General features: G+C 61.6%; 13 protein-coding genes. 8 read left to right on the top strand and 5 right to left on the bottom strand.

The genetic code is table 11. The features are described 5' to 3' along the window. Nucleotides 1-158: 158 nt before the first annotated feature. From BUS42_RS18970 to BUS42_RS18950, 5 genes are all read left to right on the top strand, one after another. Nucleotides 159-689, top strand: a complete 531-nt coding sequence (locus tag BUS42_RS18970) for a hypothetical protein (protein ID WP_074308750.1) — start codon at nucleotides 159-161, stop codon at nucleotides 687-689. Between the two features lie 55 nt (nucleotides 690-744). After that, the gene (locus tag BUS42_RS18965) at nucleotides 745-1224 is read left to right on the top strand and encodes a hypothetical protein (protein ID WP_074308748.1); all 480 of its coding nucleotides are present in this window, start codon (nucleotides 745-747) and stop codon (nucleotides 1222-1224) included. Between the two features lie 328 nt (nucleotides 1225-1552). Next, nucleotides 1553-1939 carry a DUF4157 domain-containing protein gene (locus BUS42_RS18960; RefSeq protein WP_216821052.1) on the top strand — a complete coding sequence of 129 codons (387 nt, stop codon included), beginning with the start codon at nucleotides 1553-1555 and terminating at the stop codon, nucleotides 1937-1939. 374 nt (nucleotides 1940-2313) lie between these two features. Continuing rightward, nucleotides 2314-3198 carry a carbon-nitrogen hydrolase family protein gene (locus BUS42_RS18955; protein ID WP_074308744.1) on the top strand — a complete coding sequence of 295 codons (885 nt, stop codon included), beginning with the start codon at nucleotides 2314-2316 and terminating at the stop codon, nucleotides 3196-3198. A gap of 1027 nt (nucleotides 3199-4225) precedes the next feature. After that, the gene (locus BUS42_RS18950; protein ID WP_216821051.1) at nucleotides 4226-5407 is read left to right on the top strand and encodes a ferritin-like domain-containing protein; all 1182 of its coding nucleotides are present in this window, start codon (nucleotides 4226-4228) and stop codon (nucleotides 5405-5407) included. A gap of 1090 nt (nucleotides 5408-6497) precedes the next feature. On the opposite strand, the gene BUS42_RS18945 is transcribed toward BUS42_RS18950, so the two are convergent. The 3 genes from BUS42_RS18945 to BUS42_RS43710 form a co-directional block, all read right to left on the bottom strand. Continuing rightward, nucleotides 6498-7586 carry a DUF1559 domain-containing protein gene (locus BUS42_RS18945; protein WP_074308742.1) on the bottom strand — a complete coding sequence of 363 codons (1089 nt, stop codon included), beginning with the start codon at nucleotides 7584-7586 and terminating at the stop codon, nucleotides 6498-6500. Nucleotides 7587-7884: 298 nt separating this feature from the next. Next, nucleotides 7885-8091 (bottom strand): hypothetical protein, encoded by a 207-nt coding sequence (locus BUS42_RS42835; protein WP_143206374.1) that lies wholly within the window; start codon nucleotides 8089-8091, stop codon nucleotides 7885-7887. Nucleotides 8092-8667: 576 nt separating this feature from the next. After that, nucleotides 8668-8811, bottom strand: a complete 144-nt coding sequence (locus BUS42_RS43710; protein ID WP_159452255.1) for a hypothetical protein — start codon at nucleotides 8809-8811, stop codon at nucleotides 8668-8670. Between the two features lie 700 nt (nucleotides 8812-9511). Between BUS42_RS43710 and BUS42_RS18935 the strand changes: the two genes are divergently transcribed. From BUS42_RS18935 to BUS42_RS18925, 3 genes are all read left to right on the top strand, one after another. Next, complete coding sequence (locus BUS42_RS18935) at nucleotides 9512-9850, top strand: hypothetical protein (protein ID WP_074308738.1); 339 nt, start codon at nucleotides 9512-9514, stop codon at nucleotides 9848-9850. Nucleotides 9851-10159: 309 nt separating this feature from the next. Beyond that, nucleotides 10160-10720 carry a hypothetical protein gene (locus tag BUS42_RS18930; protein ID WP_074308736.1) on the top strand — a complete coding sequence of 187 codons (561 nt, stop codon included), beginning with the start codon at nucleotides 10160-10162 and terminating at the stop codon, nucleotides 10718-10720. Nucleotides 10721-11055: 335 nt separating this feature from the next. Continuing rightward, a complete protein-coding gene (locus tag BUS42_RS18925; protein ID WP_074308734.1) occupies nucleotides 11056-13101 on the top strand; it encodes a redoxin domain-containing protein in 2046 nt (681 codons plus the stop codon). A 180-nt stretch (nucleotides 13102-13281) separates the two neighbouring features. Here the strand turns inward: BUS42_RS18925 and BUS42_RS18920 are convergent, their stop codons facing one another. Further along, on the bottom strand, nucleotides 13282-14103 hold the full coding sequence (locus BUS42_RS18920; RefSeq protein WP_143206373.1) for an RNA polymerase sigma factor: 822 nt from the start codon (nucleotides 14101-14103) through the stop codon (nucleotides 13282-13284). A gap of 12 nt (nucleotides 14104-14115) precedes the next feature. Beyond that, the gene (locus tag BUS42_RS18915) at nucleotides 14116-15942 is read right to left on the bottom strand and encodes a serine/threonine-protein kinase (protein WP_143206372.1); all 1827 of its coding nucleotides are present in this window, start codon (nucleotides 15940-15942) and stop codon (nucleotides 14116-14118) included. Nucleotides 15943-16119 lie beyond the last annotated feature (177 nt).

The raw sequence follows: 16119 nt of genomic DNA, 5'->3' as shown, positions 1-16119 counted from the left end.
GCGCCACGGGCCAAGGCGTTCCCTCACGGGTTCCGAGTACGGAACCGCGTGGCACCCAGACATCGCTCACTTGCCAGCTTCCCTATGTATCGGGACAGCCCACGCGTTTGTGTTGATCTTGCCCGACCCACGGGTCCTTTATCCTGGAGTGGCTCACCTTGCCCGTCCTCAAACGAACCCTCTTGCTCTTCTGGGCGGCATGGCTGAGTGCCGTCGCGACGACGAATGTGCTCGACGGGCTATGGGCCCTGGGCGCTCTCCCGGAGTCGTTCAAGTTCGTCTCCGGGAACTGGCATTGGATCAACCAGGTGATGGACCCCCTCGGCATTCCGCGCGGTCTGCAAGCGCCCCTCTACGTAGGCGCCATCGCGTGGGAGGCTCTGGGGGCGCTGCTGTTCTGGTGGGCCGTCGCGTCGTATCGTGGTCGGCCGCTCGTGCAGGAGAAAGCGACGGTGGTCGCTTGCAGTGTCAACCTGGCTCTCTGGTCCGCGTTCCAGGTGCTTGACGAAGTCGTCCTGGCGTATCAGCCCGAGGGGGTGCACCGGATGATTTTCGTCAGCCAGATCGCCACGCTGCTCTTACTGGAACGACTGCCGACTCCGGCGTGCCAGCCTGGCATGATCGAGGCCGACGTAATTCAGGCCGGCGGCGATCCTGTCGCTCCCGAGCTCGGCCCTCACCGCGTTTGACTTCGGAGAGGACAAAGAGGTGCCAAAGCCTGATTCAAGTCGATCGGACGGCACAATGCCGGACCCGGCCCTCTGGCAGGGGCCGCTGGCCTGGGCCGGTTCACCACCCCAACCGGTAGCGAACTACTCGCGGGAGTTCCCAGCCAACGCGACCTTCGTCCGGGCCGAACTGATTTTCCAGTTGGGCACCCCATCCGGTCCGAGTGCGATGGGAGTCGAAGAGCGAGCGGTCCCGGGACTCATCCGTCTCGACCGTGGCAAGCCCGTCGAGGTCCACGCACCCGGGCCGGACGGACAGTGCTGGACGTATCGCCGCCTCGGGAGGGGAAACCAGTGGGCGTTGTGTGTCGGGCCGTCGTTCCCGGCGGGGGAGCCGGCGGTCCCGTCGTTCCTCGGGCCGATGGTGGTCGAGCAGGTTGTCGTCCAGAGCGTGCTGCCGAAGCAAGGGACGGGGAAGGTCGTGTCGTTCGTGATCTCCTCCGGCGGACGTGGGGATGACCTGTCGCGGACTGTCGATCCCGATCCCGACGACTGAGGTGCGGGCACCGGACGGATCGTGCGGCTTACCGACCCACTTACCATTGTGGATGTCGACGGAAAACCATGAGACACGGCCACAGACCCAGCAGTTGGAACCGTCGGGTTGCGTCTGAATGCGCGCTATGGTCTTCTGGGCGTTCTCTCCGACCCGCGGCAATCGCCTCGCCGGTTCGGAGGCGATGCCGTCCGCGCCGACGCGGATGAGTGCTGGAGACGGGGCGGTTCGGAATGGCGACGATTTGGCCACCGGAACTTCCTCGTCGTCGGATCATTGTATGACTGATAACCAAGAGATGAGCCTACGCGGAAGGGAGTGTGGGGCGATGGCCTTGAGACTCGATCCGGAGCGAGTGAACGAGCGACGGGACGCGAACGAAGGTTCAGCAACGCGCGGCGGTCAACCGTTGCCACAATCGTTTCGTCACCAGATGGAGGCGATCTTCGGGGCGAATTTCTCCGGTGTCCGCATCCACCAAGGGCACCACGCGACCCATGTCGGAGCCGTCGCCTACACCCAGGGGGAAAACATCCACTTCGCCCCCGGGCACTACGACCCGACGTCCGCTGCGGGTCAGGAACTCCTCGGTCACGAGTTGGCCCACGTTGTCCAACAACACTCCGGGAACAGGATCCCGGACGTCCCACGCGGGATGGTCAATGTCAATCTGGAGTCGGAGGCGGACAGCATCGGCAATCTCGCTGGGATGTAAAAATCAAGAAGAATTTTGTTTCTTTGATTTGCAGTCAGCTTCAAAAATGTAAGGATTTTTTGAGACTGTCGCAAGGATACCGGGATCTCGTTCCCACGCTCGGCGTGGGAACGAGATTCTCCCGCGAATTTCGGCCTCCGTGGCAGACAGACGGCCCTGTTTTTTTGCGACCGACTCGTTTTTTTTGTGCTTCGATATCATCATTCATGATGAGGCCGCCCCTGATCCTGGAGCTTCGATTCCCATGCCCAGTGTGTCGGCTGTCATGTGCATCCACGTCTCCGAACCCAAGGGCATTCATTCGAGAAAATCGGCCTGGGATGACGGTCGAAGAGAACCGGATCGCCGAACATTTACCATGATGAGACGCTGATATGCTCGATAACGTACGGATTGCCGCGGTCGCCGTCGACACTCAGCCCGGCCGGGTCGCGGAGAATCTCGACAAGATCTCCGCCTGGACCGGGAAGGCGGCCACGTCGGGCGCCCAGTTGGTCCTTTTCCAGGAGCTGTCCCTCTCGGGCTTCCTCCCGAATCACCCCACGCAAAACCACGACGCATGGCTTCGCGAGGCGCTCCAGTTTGGCCGGAGGGCCGCGGAACGCCTCGACGGCCAGGCCGTGCGCCAACTCTCGGAGATCGCCGCCAAGCACGACGTGCTGATCTCCGCCGGCCTGCTGGAAGACGCGGGAAACGTGCTCCACAATACCCAGGTCCTGGTCGATCGGACTGGGCTGCTCGGGCATTGGCGGAAGATGCACGTTCCGATGTATGAGATGCCGTTCTATTGTGGCGGCGGCGTGCCCGACGTGGTCGAAACCCCGCTCGGTCGGATCGGCGCGAATATCTGCTTCGACGTCCTGATGCCCGAATCGACCCGCCTGCTCGCCGTCAAGAACGTCGAGCTCGTCCTCTTCCCGTTCGCCTCCGACCCGCCCCCCGTGACACCACGGGGCTGGGCCGACTGGGCGGGGACCGCGCTCAGGTCCCGGTGCGTGGAGAACGGTGTCTTCGGCATCGCCTGCAATTATGTCGGCACGGTGACCTGTGCGTCGGTCAGCCAGTTCTTCCCGGGCGGTGGGATGGCCATCGACCCTCGTGGCCAGGTTCTCGGGGATTGGACCGCCCCCACCGGAGAGCCGGGCATGCTGGTCGTCGACCTCTCGGCGGAGTTGCTCCGCCAGGCAAGGGCGGAGCCGGAATATCTCTACCGCTTCCGGCGCCCCGAGCTTTACGGATCACTTGCAGGAATTCGTTAACGATTTTGTGTAGGAAATATGCGATTTGCAAAAAAAAAATACAGTGACTCCTCGTATTTATTTACACTCTATCCTGAGAAGAGAAAACTAGCATCGTGGTAATATTGTCCAGTTTGTGCGGGATATGCCCAGGCGTAGGAATATGCTATTTGATTTTCCGCGGCAGTCTCGGGAACCCCAGCGCTGACTGGGCTGACGAGATTCATGGTTAAGAAGTCTCGCTCTCCCACCGCCACGCCACGCCAATGATCCATTTGAACGGCCTGCTGCGTCGAACGGAAGCCGTGCGCGAGTGGATCACACGGTTCTTTCCAGTCGAAGAAGCCCGTCCTGCAATGGGAATCAATCATTAAATTTCATTGGATCTATGCCGAAAATCAACAAGCATGGCTACGTAAAGGATTTGAATGCGATGGTAATATTGTGGCGTGTGACAATAGATCTAGCTGGCCCTGGTGAGCCAGGGATATGGCTTACTCTCTTGGGCTTGTCGACGGTGATTTGAATGAATTTTCTCGGATGTTGGTTCAAGCAATGAAATCGGCGCGATCCCGGCAACCCTGCTGAGTCATGGCGGTTTCGTCGAGTTCACCTCTCGCTTTTGGGTTCCATTCTTGTCGCCGTCTGAGCCAAACAACTGCCTACAATAGTTTGCAACAATCACATGGATCTCCTAGAAATCAAAATATCTGGGGCGATTTTGCTTGCAACGAAAACACGATATGAGTAAAACCAAGAAGCCTTGTGGTTGCTAGCCGAAGAACAAGCGAGGACTCCTTCGCCCTAAACCACCCGGACTGCTTGGCGAAAGCTAGTCGGGGTGGCTGAGAGTATGGATGCGAACTTGAATGCGACGCATTTTTTTATGCGTATGAAGCGTTCTGCGTTCATGGATTTAATGAGGCCGATTCATCTTGCTTTGGCGGGATGTCTCTTGCTTGGCCTCTCCATTGAATGTCGGCCCCGTTGGATCGGGCTCGACGTTTGCAAGGCTGGAGTCCTGCCCAACACCGTGAGGAGCAAGACGATGACCTTGGACATTCGCGACCATGATCAGCCCACGCAATCCCCGGCGCCCGTAGGCACGCCGCCGCCCGGAGAGGGTGTCAGCCGCACGTTGGACCGACGTTCGTTTCTGCGGCGAGGCGCGGCCGCGGCGGGAACGGTGTCCGCCGGCGCCGCGTTGCTGGGCGCTCAACGCGAGGCCCTTGCCCAATGGCACAGCGGCTGTCTCTTTCCGGGAGATGCCGCCATCCTCAGGTTTCTCGCGGCGCTGGAGATCCTCGAGACCGACCTCTGGCAGCAGTACAACGAACTGGGGGGCATTCAGGACGCCGAGGTGCCCGGCGGGACCGGGAACCCAGCCTACACGCAGGCCCTCTTGGCCCTTGACACCGACATGAATCAATATATCCACGACAACACGGAAGACGAGTTGACCCACGAGCAGTTCCTCAACGCCTACCTCATTGCGCACGGGGCGGCGCCGGCCAATCTCGAGCCGTTCCGGACCCTGGCGAGTAGCAAGGCGACCGGCGCCCAGCAGATCGGGCGGCTCACCAACCTCATGCAGCTCACGGTGGACACCAGCTGGTGGACCCGATACCGCGACCCCAACCATAACCCGGACCTCGACCCGCGGTTCGTGTTCCCACCGGCGGTCCCGGGTCTGCTGAATGGGCGATTTCCGGCCATCCCGAGAACGGATAATGACCTCACGCCCCCCAACCACCTCCAGGCCATCGCCAACACGGCGGGGTTTCACTTCGCGACGATCGAGCAGGGAGGCACCAGCCTCTACCCGTCGCTCGCCCAGAGGGTGACAGACGTCGAGGCCCTGAGGATCGTACTCAGCATCGGTCCAACGGAGGCGATGCACTTCCAGACGTGGCACGATAAGGCGGGAAATGCGCCTGCGGTGACCGATCCCACCAACGGCTTGACGTTTCCGGACCTTACGGACGGCGGGCAGCTCTTTCAGAAGAACCTCATCATGCCGGAACCCTGCCCGTTCCTGAGCCGGCGCCTCCCGCGCTGTTCGATCGTCCGGCCGACCGAGACCCGAGGGGCTGCCATGGGGGCACTGAACTTTCTGACAGCAATGGGGCTCTTCCGCGGCCAGCCTGGGGCGTTCTTCCACTACATGCGAGGGCTTGCCGTACACGCGGACGCGGCCCGGCGCGGATCCGATCACCTCGAGGACGACTGAAATATAGCTCATTCAATTGAGGTTATGATTATTATTTGTTGTTCAGGTGAGCGTTGATCTCATCGTGCGGGACCTCGCCCGGGTCTCCTGAACACACCTTGGGCACGGTCCGGATCCCCCTGCCCGATGGAAAACGGCGAGCCCGGGGCGGTTGGTACGCCGGATGCGACTCGGGCGTGCCGACGCCCCCCCCCCTTTCGGTTCGCCCACGGCCGGCCCCCCCTCACTTCACTTCGAACCATCCGCGCTCCCCGCGGCTCGGCGCCACTCCAATCCGCCGGCGAACGCTCATCCCGAGCCAGCCGCGGTTGACGACCTACCGTATTCGGAGAGTCACGGAAAGTGCAGACAGGTGACCCGCTACGCCGTTACCCCTGATATAAGCTGATGTCCAATGCTTTGTGCCGCGTTGATTCGAGCTTCCGTGGCATTGTGGACTTTTGGGCCTCGGTCGCTGGCTCGTCTTTCTTGCGCCATGCCGGGACACCGGCTTGCGCCATTTGCCGTTGAGCGTGCCGGGCCGGCAGTGGCCAGTCACCGGAACTGGGGAAGGGAGCGAATCGGGGTGGGCCATCGAAGCCATGCGTCAATCGCTCGTGATCGCCAAATCTTCCACGCCTCCCCGCTGAAGTGCCTGGCGGATTGTTTCTATGCGCCTAAAGAGGGCAAACCAGGAGACTTGAGTAGACTGTTGAGACTCGCGGACAGGTTCGCAGTTTTGCTGAAAACTCCCAAATTTCCCAATTGAAGTGCATTGCGACTGATGTCGTTCCTAAAGAGGGTGAGTAAGGCGGGGAGCTTGGGTGATCTATCGTGGTCAGCGGCCAGGCGTCTATCTTTGCTGAATATCCCAGACCTCTCCACTGAAGTGCCTGGCGACTTTTGCCCTCTCCGGGAATCAGTGTCTCGGGTGCCCGGACCACTGGTGGTCCGTGGTGGCGCAGCCACCAGAAGTCCGGGACAAGACCAAGTCATCGATCGAATGGCCTGAGCCAGCGGAACGCCCCTTGTGGCTCCGTGGCCACGGACCACCAGCGGTCCAGGCTTCCTTTTCATGGATCGGCAGGTGATTCCTGGCCGATTCGTCAGCTCAGTAGCTATCGGACGAGACAACCTCGCCGCCGGCCTTGGTGCCGAGGGCCCAGTACGTTGGGGGGCTGATCGAGTCCTTGATGAACTTGACGCTTCCGTCGCAGAACGCCACGTTGACACCACCGGAGTGGTAGCTGTTGGCATTGATGAAGCTGGCGTAGTCGGATCCCGAGTTGGTGTCGGTCCGGCACGAGCTCCAGGGGTACTGGGTCGAGTTCGGTGTGACGACGGTGTTGAAGAACGTATAACCGGGCGAGCCGACGCCCCAGTATTGGCCACGGTTGCCCGCGGTGCCGGTGATGGATGTCGCGGCGCCGGCCCAGACTCCGCTGCAGGCCGTCAGGCCACTCTGCACGGCGGGATTGAGCACCTGGGTCGTGCCGGAGGGCACGACCGGATTGAGCATGTTGTTGGTGGTGGAGGTGCCTGTACCGCCAACCGAGGTTCGCTTGTTGATCCGCGGGTTGTTGTTGCCTACCAACGCCTCCGACCACATGATCGTGTTCGACGTCCCGTCCGTGACGGAGGCGACATCGTAGGAAACCGTGTGGGCGAAGATGCCGGTGACTCCACCAGCAAACCAAGGGTCGGTGGTCGTGCCCATGCTTCCGTGATAGTTGTTCAGTCGGGAAACAGCGTCGGTTGCGATCACTTGGCCGTCGGAGGGACAGATGAAGGCCGCGATCCTGGACTTGACGGCCGTGGAGTTCATCGGACCGAAGACCGGGAAGGTTGTGATCGGGTTCACCATGAAGTTGCAGGCGTTGTAAATCGCCGTCTGCTCCATGAAGGGGAGCATCATCGCCTGTCCGCTGAAGTTGCCCCAGCTACTAGCCCTAACAGTCCCGTCCGACCCTCCGGTGGAGTTCGTCGCATTCCGCAGTGGGTAACTCTGGTTGGTCGACTGATAGGTGTTGGCCGCCAACCCCATCTGCTTCAAATTGTTGATGCACTGGGATCGGCGCGCCGCTTCTCGAGCAGCCTGGACCGCGGGAAGGAGAAGGGCGATCAGGACTGCGATAATCGCGATGACGACCAGCAATTCGATCAGCGTGAAGCCGGACCGGGAAGACTGAGAACGTGACATAGACAAGTTCCTTTCCCGAACGTCGAAATGGGAGGGTCAGGGGGGAATTATAAAAACGAGGGATTCCCCCAAAGTCCAATTCAAGGGAGACGTCTTACCAACGGCTACGTGCTACCTGTTGGCACTTTCTCAAAAGCAACAGTGACGCAGATGTGCAGGCAAAACAGTTTGCCTGGCAGAAAAGTCGTCACGGGCGGACACACCCTGAGCCTTGGATTCCTGAGACCTCGACCTGATTACGGCTTAAATGTTCACTGGAAGAACTGTCCGGCCTTGTCCGCCTCCGCTGAGATCGTCCCTACCGGTTACCGCGTCTTGCGGCCTTCGAGGCCGAATCGTTGGCTTCATTCTGCTCCTGGACCGCCTTCTTCTCGGCCTCTTTCTGAGCCTCCGTCTGGACGGGGGGCTCACTGTCCGACGAGCAACCGCCAGAGAAGCCGATCGAGACCAAGCCCAGCCCCAAGAGAGAGGCTCCGATCAGACTGAATCGTTTCAGACGAACCAAGACAAAGCTCCTTACAAAACGAACCTGGGAATTCGCCTTTTTTCCTGCGACGAGCCCGAACTGGATCACGTTGTGGAGAGTCCGTCGATCTTTGGTCGGCATCGTCCCGAGGTCGCGATGGAGTGCATCGCATTCGCACGAAACCCGGCGAGGCCGAACCATCAGATCTGGAATCATGGCATATTAGGACAGGGAGGATTGTACAACGCTAAGCGACCAGAGACCAAAGAAGCTAAAGATTGGCGGGACACCGGTCGAACTCGCACATCGACGGTGATTGAGGCTTTCTGCATTGTCAGTAACTTAAGCTATATCATGCAAGGTGGATCGCGCAAATGCAATCTCGAATTGACGTCACCGACAAAACTCCGCTTGCGCGGTGTCCCTGAATCCGTTCAAACCGCCGGCATCGGCTCGAAACGTCGGTCAGGCGACGCGGCAGAAAACGCGGATTTGTCGGCCGGCAAGGCGTCTCCGACGATGAAAAAGGCTTTCGTGGCCATCACCATCGCCGATTCTGAGCGTCTCGGCCACCCTGGCCTTCATCTTCTTCGACGCCGACGCCTGCAGCATGTTTCAACTCGCCAGTTTATGCAGTCGCACACGCGACACGCTCTTCAGGCTACCCAGGCCCTGTCGGTTCTTCAGCCCGCTGTTGGTCGACTCGATCCCCGAACGCGTCGCGTACCGCTCCGCGGAGACCGTGGTCTTCTCTTCCACGCGACGCCCACCAGCCGGTGTTCCTTGTTGGTGAACTTTAATGTTGATTAACGATGAGGTGTTATCCTAATCATGTACTGCTGCCGGAACAGGCACTCCGCGCACGCCGACATTTCGTACCCAGGCCGGCAGTGGCCAGTCACCTGAACGGGGGGAAGGGAGAGAATCGGGGTGGGCCATCGAAGCCATGAGTCAATCGCTCGTGATCGCCAAATCTTCCACGCCTCCCCGCTGAAGTGCCTGGCGGATTGCTCCTGAACTCGGAAGGTCGTGGCTGGAGGAGCCCGGCTCGCGCCATCTTCTCCCCAGTCGCCCCACGGAGCCCGAAATCGTGGCTCCGCGGTTGCTGACGGCGGCGTCAAAAAAAAGGGCGACGGTAAACTGCGGATTCAGGAACACAACCGCTTCACTTCGCCCAGAAAACGGCAATAATGATTGACGTATGCCCCCCCCAGATATCGCTCCCGATCCCCGGGGTCTCGTGGTCCCATGAATTCACCCACTGCACTCCAGTATGAGAACCGGAAGGGCGTGGTCTACTCTCTCCAGGAGGGGAAGACTCGTACCGGCAAGCCCAATACAGGCAGAAAACTGACGGGAACGGGTCGTTCGCAAGATCAAGCCGTCGGCCATCACGGAGTTCGAGCGGAGACAGGCCGAGGAGATCGTCCGTCGCGAAAGTGGCCTGAAGCATTTTCGAGTGGATATCGAAGACGATGCGTTGGTGATCTACACCCCCCCCTCGACCCGTCCCGCCGCCGCGACGAATTTGTTCGAACGGCTCACTCGTTCCCTCTTCGGAACAAGTTCGTCGATGCTGGACGAGTCCAATAAACAGCAATTGAGAAAATCTCAATATGTGGAAATGCTTAGAATTGAACTGGCGAATCCAAAAGCGAGGCGTTATCACGCCTATCGCTGGTGCTTCCTCGGCTCGATCGACCACTGGGTCCCGCTCCACGAACACGGGTCGCTCGTCGCCCTGATCGAGCTGTACGCGAAACACCTGAATGAAGAGAGCTTCTTCGAGTTGATGTAGGTGCCGGAGGTTGTTGGCCTGGGCGGCCCCTCGGTGGCCAGGCACCTCAAGGCGATAAACTGGGGAATGGGGACAATCCGTCAATGGGGGGGCGGCTGACCACCCATTTTCACTGAAGCTCCCAAGCAACCCATCTCAAGTGCCTGGCGACTCATCCTTATGGGTGTAAAGTGTGGAAATCGTGTGCCAAATACGATTGGGGATGTCCTATTTTCTTGGGTAGTCCAACGAACAGGGCGGTAGACTGGGGCTGTCCCTCGTTTTCAGGAATGGTCCCGCCGGGCCGGCGGGCATTCGGAAGGGATCACCATGAGCACCGAGCCGACGACCCATCGTACCGATTCCGATACCTCCGCGAAGCCGTCCGCCACTCAGGCCCCGCCGCACGAGGAATTTAAGCGCAGTCACTCCATCATCGGTCGCCATCTGACGAAGTTACGAGATGCGGCGTTTGCCATCCTGACGGCGTTTGCCCCACCCGAGGATCCTGAGGAGGCAGGCAGGGGGCACGGGCCGACGGGGCCGACGAAAAGCCTGCTGGAGGCTCGGATCGATCATCACGCCGCCGTGATCGACCGGGCACTCAACGTGGTCGCGCAACTCAACCCGGACCACAAGTCCCGGCGCGACCTGCCCGAGGAGGCAAGGGGGGCGATCGGCCGGCAGGAGCAGATCATCCGCGACGTCGTCAATGCCGAGGTCCACTACTGGAGCGCGTCCATTGAGGGCAACCCCCTCATCGGACTGGACGAAACCGAGGGGGCCTGGGTCCGCAGGCTCGTCCGGCTGGGGGACCGTGTGGGGTGCGACGCCGACCACGAGGAGCATCTGGTCTTCCTGCGCAACTGGGTGGCGAACTCGCGTCATTGAGGCTGTGACCCGCCCCCTGCGGGGCGGTCGGGTTCCTTGATGACCGAACGGCCCCGGGGATCGATCCGGGGCCGGTTCGCGTTGGTTGTGACGCCTCGGCGCAGTCGTCGCTCACGAGGTATCGTGGGTCGCTTGGAAGTCTCCAAAGGGGGGCAGGTGCACGAGGTCCAACGCTGCCCGGCGCAACAGGGAGGGACGCCACGAAACGAGCACGGGACCATCCCCGGAAACGGCCCTCGAGTCAAATGCCAGATCCGCCTCTTTCTTGCCCCCGACAATCGTGGTAGGTTGACGACGATCCAGGCCGATCTCGCGTCACGACGAGTTTTTCTGCCATGCTCACCCCAGGCCGATTGATCTTGCTGCGTCTTGGTCTCTGTCTCGTCGCGGTGGCCGGGTATGCTCCGGTCGCGTGGGGCGGGCCCGCGGCCGAGGTTTCGTTCCGGCTCCAGGACTTCCGGGGTGCCTGGCACTCGTCGGATGACGTCCGTAGCCGCAAGCTGATCGTCCTCGCGTTCGTGGGGGTCGACTGCCCGGTCGCCAACCGCTATGCGTCGACGCTTGCCGAGCTCGCACGCGAGTTCGAGCCACGGGGGGTCGCCTTCTTCGCCGTCGATGCCAACCGGCAGGATGGCGTCACGGCGATGGGTCGGTTCGCGGACGCCCACAAGTTTCCGTTCCCGTTCCTCAAGGACGCCGGCAACGTGCTGGCCGATCGCCTTGGGGTCGAGCGTACGCCCGAGGTCGTCGTGCTCGACGAGAAACGCACGGTTCGGTATCAGGGCCGGGTCGACGACCAGTTTACTCCGGCCGCTCACCGGCCTTCGCCGACGCGCCGGGACCTCGCCAATGCGCTCGGGGAGTTGCTCGCCGGGCGCGAGGTGTCCACCCCGACGACGGAGGCTGTCGGGTGTCGGATCGGGCGCGTGCGTCCGGCGGGGAAGGGCTCGGTGACTTACTCAGGGCAGGTGGCGCGGGTGTTGCGGGATCGCTGCGTGGTCTGCCACCGCTCCGGCGAGATTGCCCCGTTCGCGCTGACCTCGTACGAGGAGGCCGCCAGTTGGGCCGAGACGATCGCCGAGGTCGTCCGCGCGGGCCGGATGCCTCCCTGGCACGCCAGCCCCGACCACGGGAAGTTCCGCAATGAGGCCCGCCTCACCGACGCGGAGAAAGCCGCGATCGCCGCCTGGGCCGCCGACGGCGCCCCCATGGGCGACCCGGTCGAGTCGCCCACGCCGACCGTCGACGCCAACGCCAACGTCTGGCGCATCCCGACACCCGATCTGGTCGTCGAGTTGCCGAGGGCCGTCGAGATCCCGGCGTCGGGCGTCCTCCCCTACCAGAATTTCATGATCGACCTCAAGCTCGACCATGACGTCTGGGTGAAGGCCACCCAGGTACGGCCCCAGAACCCGGCGGTCGTGCATCACCTGATCGTTTATGTGCTCCCCCCCGGCCAAGTGTCGAATAACCCGTTCGACTACGATTTCCTCGCCGCGTACTCCCCGGGGATGCCCCCACGGATCCTTCCGGAGGGGACGGCCAAGGTGATCCCGGCGGGGGCGAAGCTGCTGGTCCAGGTCCATTACACCCCGCGCGGAACACCGCAAACCGACCGCAGCCGGATCGGCCTGGCGTTCGCCGACCGGGCGACCGTCCGGAAGCGGATGACCTCGGCCGCCGCGATCAACTACCAGTTCCGCATCCCGCCAAAAGCTGCCGACTACCCGGTTACGGCCGAGCACCGCTTCAACCAGGACTACATCCTCTACGCGCTCCTGCCCCACATGCACCTTCGGGGCAAGTCGTTCCGCTACGAGGCCGTCTATCCCGACGGCCGGCGCGAGGTCCTCCTCGACGTGCCCCGTTACGAATTCGACTGGCAAAACGCCTACGTCCTCGACGAGCCCAAGGCCATGCCGGAGGGCACGATCATGCGCTGCCTGGCCCGATTCGACAACTCGGCCGACAACCCGAACAACCCCGACCCGTCGCGGGTCGTCACCTTCGGCGAGCAGACGAACGACGAGATGCTGGTTGGCTACATGGACGTGGCACTCGGCTACCAGGACCTGAGCGTTCCCGCCCCGTCGGCGACCCCTCGTGGCGACGGCGATTTCGACGTGACGTTCCGCCACCGCCCTCCCGCGGGCACGAAGTCGGTCCAACTTGCGGCCACCTTCAACAAGGACTTCTCCCCGGTCCAGAAGCTCGACGGTCCCGGACCCGACGGGCTCTACACCACGACAATCTCCCTACCGCCGGGTCGATACGAGTACAAATACGTTCAAGACGGCAAGCACTACCGCCATGATCCCGCCAACTGGCAGCAGACCGGCTTTTTCAATAACAGCGTGCTCACCATCGGCAAGGTGCCCTGACGGGTCGTCCCCGCGAAGTCGGAGGGTGGTGTCATCCGGCCGGTGACGTGATCACTATAGGGACCGGTACCCATAGAATGCAACGATATAGTAAAACATGTTGGTGTGATGTTCGCGATTCTTGATCGTCTGATCGATCGCCGCGGGCATGCGACTGCCGATGCGTGCCACTCTACGCCGTTAGCGGCCGGTTGCCTCAGGCGGCGTTGACCGAGGGCGGAATGCCGCATGGGCTTCCGAACCCGTACCCGGGTGCGATGCGGTCAGGGCCTGGATCAAGTAGTCAAGTTCCCCTTGGAGCACGTCCGGACCATCCACGGTGGAGGCAATCTGGTCATGGACGAGCTGGCGGAATCGCTTCCGGAGACGATGGACGGCGACTTTGAAGGCCCCGTCTGTCATCTCCAGCGAACGGGCCGCCTCGGTGGCCCTCACGCGGTCCTCGGAAGCGATGAGCCAGCGTTTCAGAACCTCGAACCGCATTGTCTCGTCCCTGTCCCGCGATTCCGCTTGCAGGTCACTCATGGCCTTCTCAACGATGGCCAACGCCCATTGATGGTCGAAAAAGGCATCCGGGGGAAATCCATGGGGATCAGCGACATCGAATCGCGCCTGCTCTTGGGGGTCGGATCGACTGCGGCTCGGTCCTGGGTCGAATGACGCTGGCGCTTGGCCACCTCGCCGCTTCTCGGCGAACGAGCGATCCGCCTGGTCGGCCAGAAAATGCTTGACCGCTCCCAGCAGGTAGGAGCGGAACCGGCCTCGCGTCCGTTCGACGCCCCCCAGGCCGTTCCCTTCGAGCAGCTTGGCGAAAAACGCGTGCGTGAGATCGCGGGCGTCGTCACGGCCCGGTCGACTTCGTCGCACGAATGCTTCCACCGGGCCGTAGTATGCTTCGCACAAGTCACGCAGCGCGTGTCTCGCTTCGGGAGATTCACCGCGGGTCGCGAGAACCTGAGTCCAACGTGTCGTGCGAAAGCTATCCGCAGAACGATCATTCATGAAATTATCGCATCATTTTTTGACGCCGGATTCAAACGGCTCACTGGGAACCTTGAGTGGCGGCTCGACAGCGGGCATTCTCGGTGGTGAAGCGAAGCGTTCAGGCTGCGGGACAAGTCTCGGGGCGACTAGGGCTGGGGCGACTTTGGGCGTCACATGTTGAAACTCAAGGTAAATGGCGATAGCCATCATGCCGATTACGAACAACAGAAAGCCGGCGAGCAGTTGCGGTCGTGGAGCCAGCTTATCGCCGCTGAGTGCGCTCTTCTGGAGAGTACCCAGCATCGAACCGAAGCCGAAAAAGACGCAAATGATCCCCGACACCAGGCTCCAAGTCGAGCCCAACCCGCCCCAGCGTGAACTGAAAAAGAAAACGAGGACATATATCACCAAGGCGATGATCATGTGGGACCTGGACGGCCCTCGGAGCTGGTCGCTGGGGGTGTTGCCAGGCTCGCGGCCGGTCGCGGCCGTGGCGGCGGCGCGGATGGATTGGAACCACCCGGCCACGTATTGGTTGAAGTGCGAGGGCAGGGCGATCAGGCCTTCGTAAGGCGAGAAGATGAGACGATGCGGCTGGCCTCCCACCTCGTAGGTCACACTGATGAAGTCGATGCCCGCGGGATTCACAACACGTGGGTATTGACCGATGCTGAGATTGAGGATGGCGGCCAGCGGGATGATTGTGGTCGTGCCGGGGCGTGTGAAGATGAGCTGGCAATCATCAAGGAGCATCTGGCTCTTGCGGCGATAAAGGAAGAGTTGACCGTCGAAGGTGCTGAGCTGTTCCGGCGTGGAGACATAGCTCTTGCCCTCGTAAATATGACGCGATGCCGTGGTGTCCGCCTGACTGTCGGCTTTGCCTGCGCTAGGTTCGTTGGCCACCGTTTCCAACTGGGTCTGCATCTCCCCGATCGTCTGGTAACGAAGCTCCGGCACGTGCTCCAGGGCCCGCAACACAATGGCGTCGAGCCGCACGTCGACAGACACCTTGCGCGACGGCGGCTCGAAGGTTCCCACCGGCAGCTCGCCCGTAAGCAGCTCGTAAAGCACCACGCCAAGCGAGTAGATGTCCGCGCGATGATCCACCTGCGCGGGCAGGGCCGACTGCTCGGGCGCCATGTATTGCGGCGTACCCAGAACGCTCTCCTGTGTGAGGCCCGCGGCGCCCGGCACCGTGAGTTCCGAAGCGGGATCGAGCCCCGCGCCCACGATCCGCGCGATGCCGAAGTCCGCGATCTTCACACGGCCTGATTGATCCAGCAGCAGGTTCTCTGGCTTGATATCGCGGTGCACGATGCCGTGATCATGCGCGAATTGCAGCGCCTCGCAGATCGAGGGCACAATCGCCAGCGCCTGCTCCGGCGTGAAGCGGCCCGCCTTCATCGCCTCGCGCAGATTGACACCGTCGACGTATTCCATCAGCAGAAAAAAGAACGGGCCGGCCCGCCCAAAGTCATGCACCGTGACGATATTCGGGTGGTTGAGTTCCGCCAGTGCCTGGGCTTCCCGCGAAAACCGTTCGGCAAAGCGGGGGTTGTCCGCATGCCCCGGCGCGAGAATCTTGAGTGCCACAAACCTCCCGAGCGACTTTTGGCGGGCCTTGTAGACCGCCCCCATTCCGCCTCGGCCGATGAGTGCGATGATTCCCAATTGCGGAAAAGCCGCGGCCAATTCGCTCAGGGCAGGGGGTGTCCACGGTTCCGCGGACAAGTCGTCCGTCCCCGTCCCAAGCGCCACCTGTCTCAGCAGACAGGCAGGACAGAGGCCGCCGGCCACGTCCGGGTTTGCAGGTGCCCCGCAGCGCGGACAGTTTGGAATGTTCGTTGTGTCGGTCACGATTGCATCTTACCTCAGGTCCGTTCCCAAATTTCGCAATGTTCGCCTGAGAGTTACCTGAGGAATCTCCACGCGCCGGTTACACGATACAGGTAAAGGGGGTGGACCGACCCGATTGCGCCGTCGATGGTGGAGGGCAGGCTTCCTCTCAAAGCCACGGTGCCTTGGGTTGGGGCG

The organism is Singulisphaera sp. GP187 (assembly GCF_900129635.1).
Taxonomy (GTDB): Bacteria; Planctomycetota; Planctomycetia; order Isosphaerales; family Isosphaeraceae; genus Singulisphaera.
The sequence above is the reverse complement of the archived record's forward strand: the minus strand, read 5'-3'. Positions and strand labels throughout refer to the sequence as shown.

What these genes read in the sequence shown, in the direction of transcription:
- BUS42_RS18965 (WP_074308748.1), top strand. Translation starts at nt 745, where the DNA reads ATGCCGGACCCGGCCCTCTGGCAGGGGCCGCTGGCCTGGGCCGGTTCA.
- BUS42_RS18960 (WP_216821052.1), top strand. Translation starts at nt 1,553, where the DNA reads ATGGCCTTGAGACTCGATCCGGAGCGAGTGAACGAGCGACGGGACGCG.
- BUS42_RS18955 (WP_074308744.1), top strand. Translation starts at nt 2,314, where the DNA reads ATGCTCGATAACGTACGGATTGCCGCGGTCGCCGTCGACACTCAGCCC.
- BUS42_RS18950 (WP_216821051.1), top strand. Translation starts at nt 4,226, where the DNA reads ATGACCTTGGACATTCGCGACCATGATCAGCCCACGCAATCCCCGGCG.
- BUS42_RS18945 (WP_074308742.1), bottom strand. Translation starts at nt 7,586, where the DNA reads ATGTCACGTTCTCAGTCTTCCCGGTCCGGCTTCACGCTGATCGAATTG.
- BUS42_RS18930 (WP_074308736.1), top strand. Translation starts at nt 10,160, where the DNA reads ATGAGCACCGAGCCGACGACCCATCGTACCGATTCCGATACCTCCGCG.
- BUS42_RS18925 (WP_074308734.1), top strand. Translation starts at nt 11,056, where the DNA reads ATGCTCACCCCAGGCCGATTGATCTTGCTGCGTCTTGGTCTCTGTCTC.
- BUS42_RS18920 (WP_143206373.1), bottom strand. Translation starts at nt 14,103, where the DNA reads ATGAATGATCGTTCTGCGGATAGCTTTCGCACGACACGTTGGACTCAG.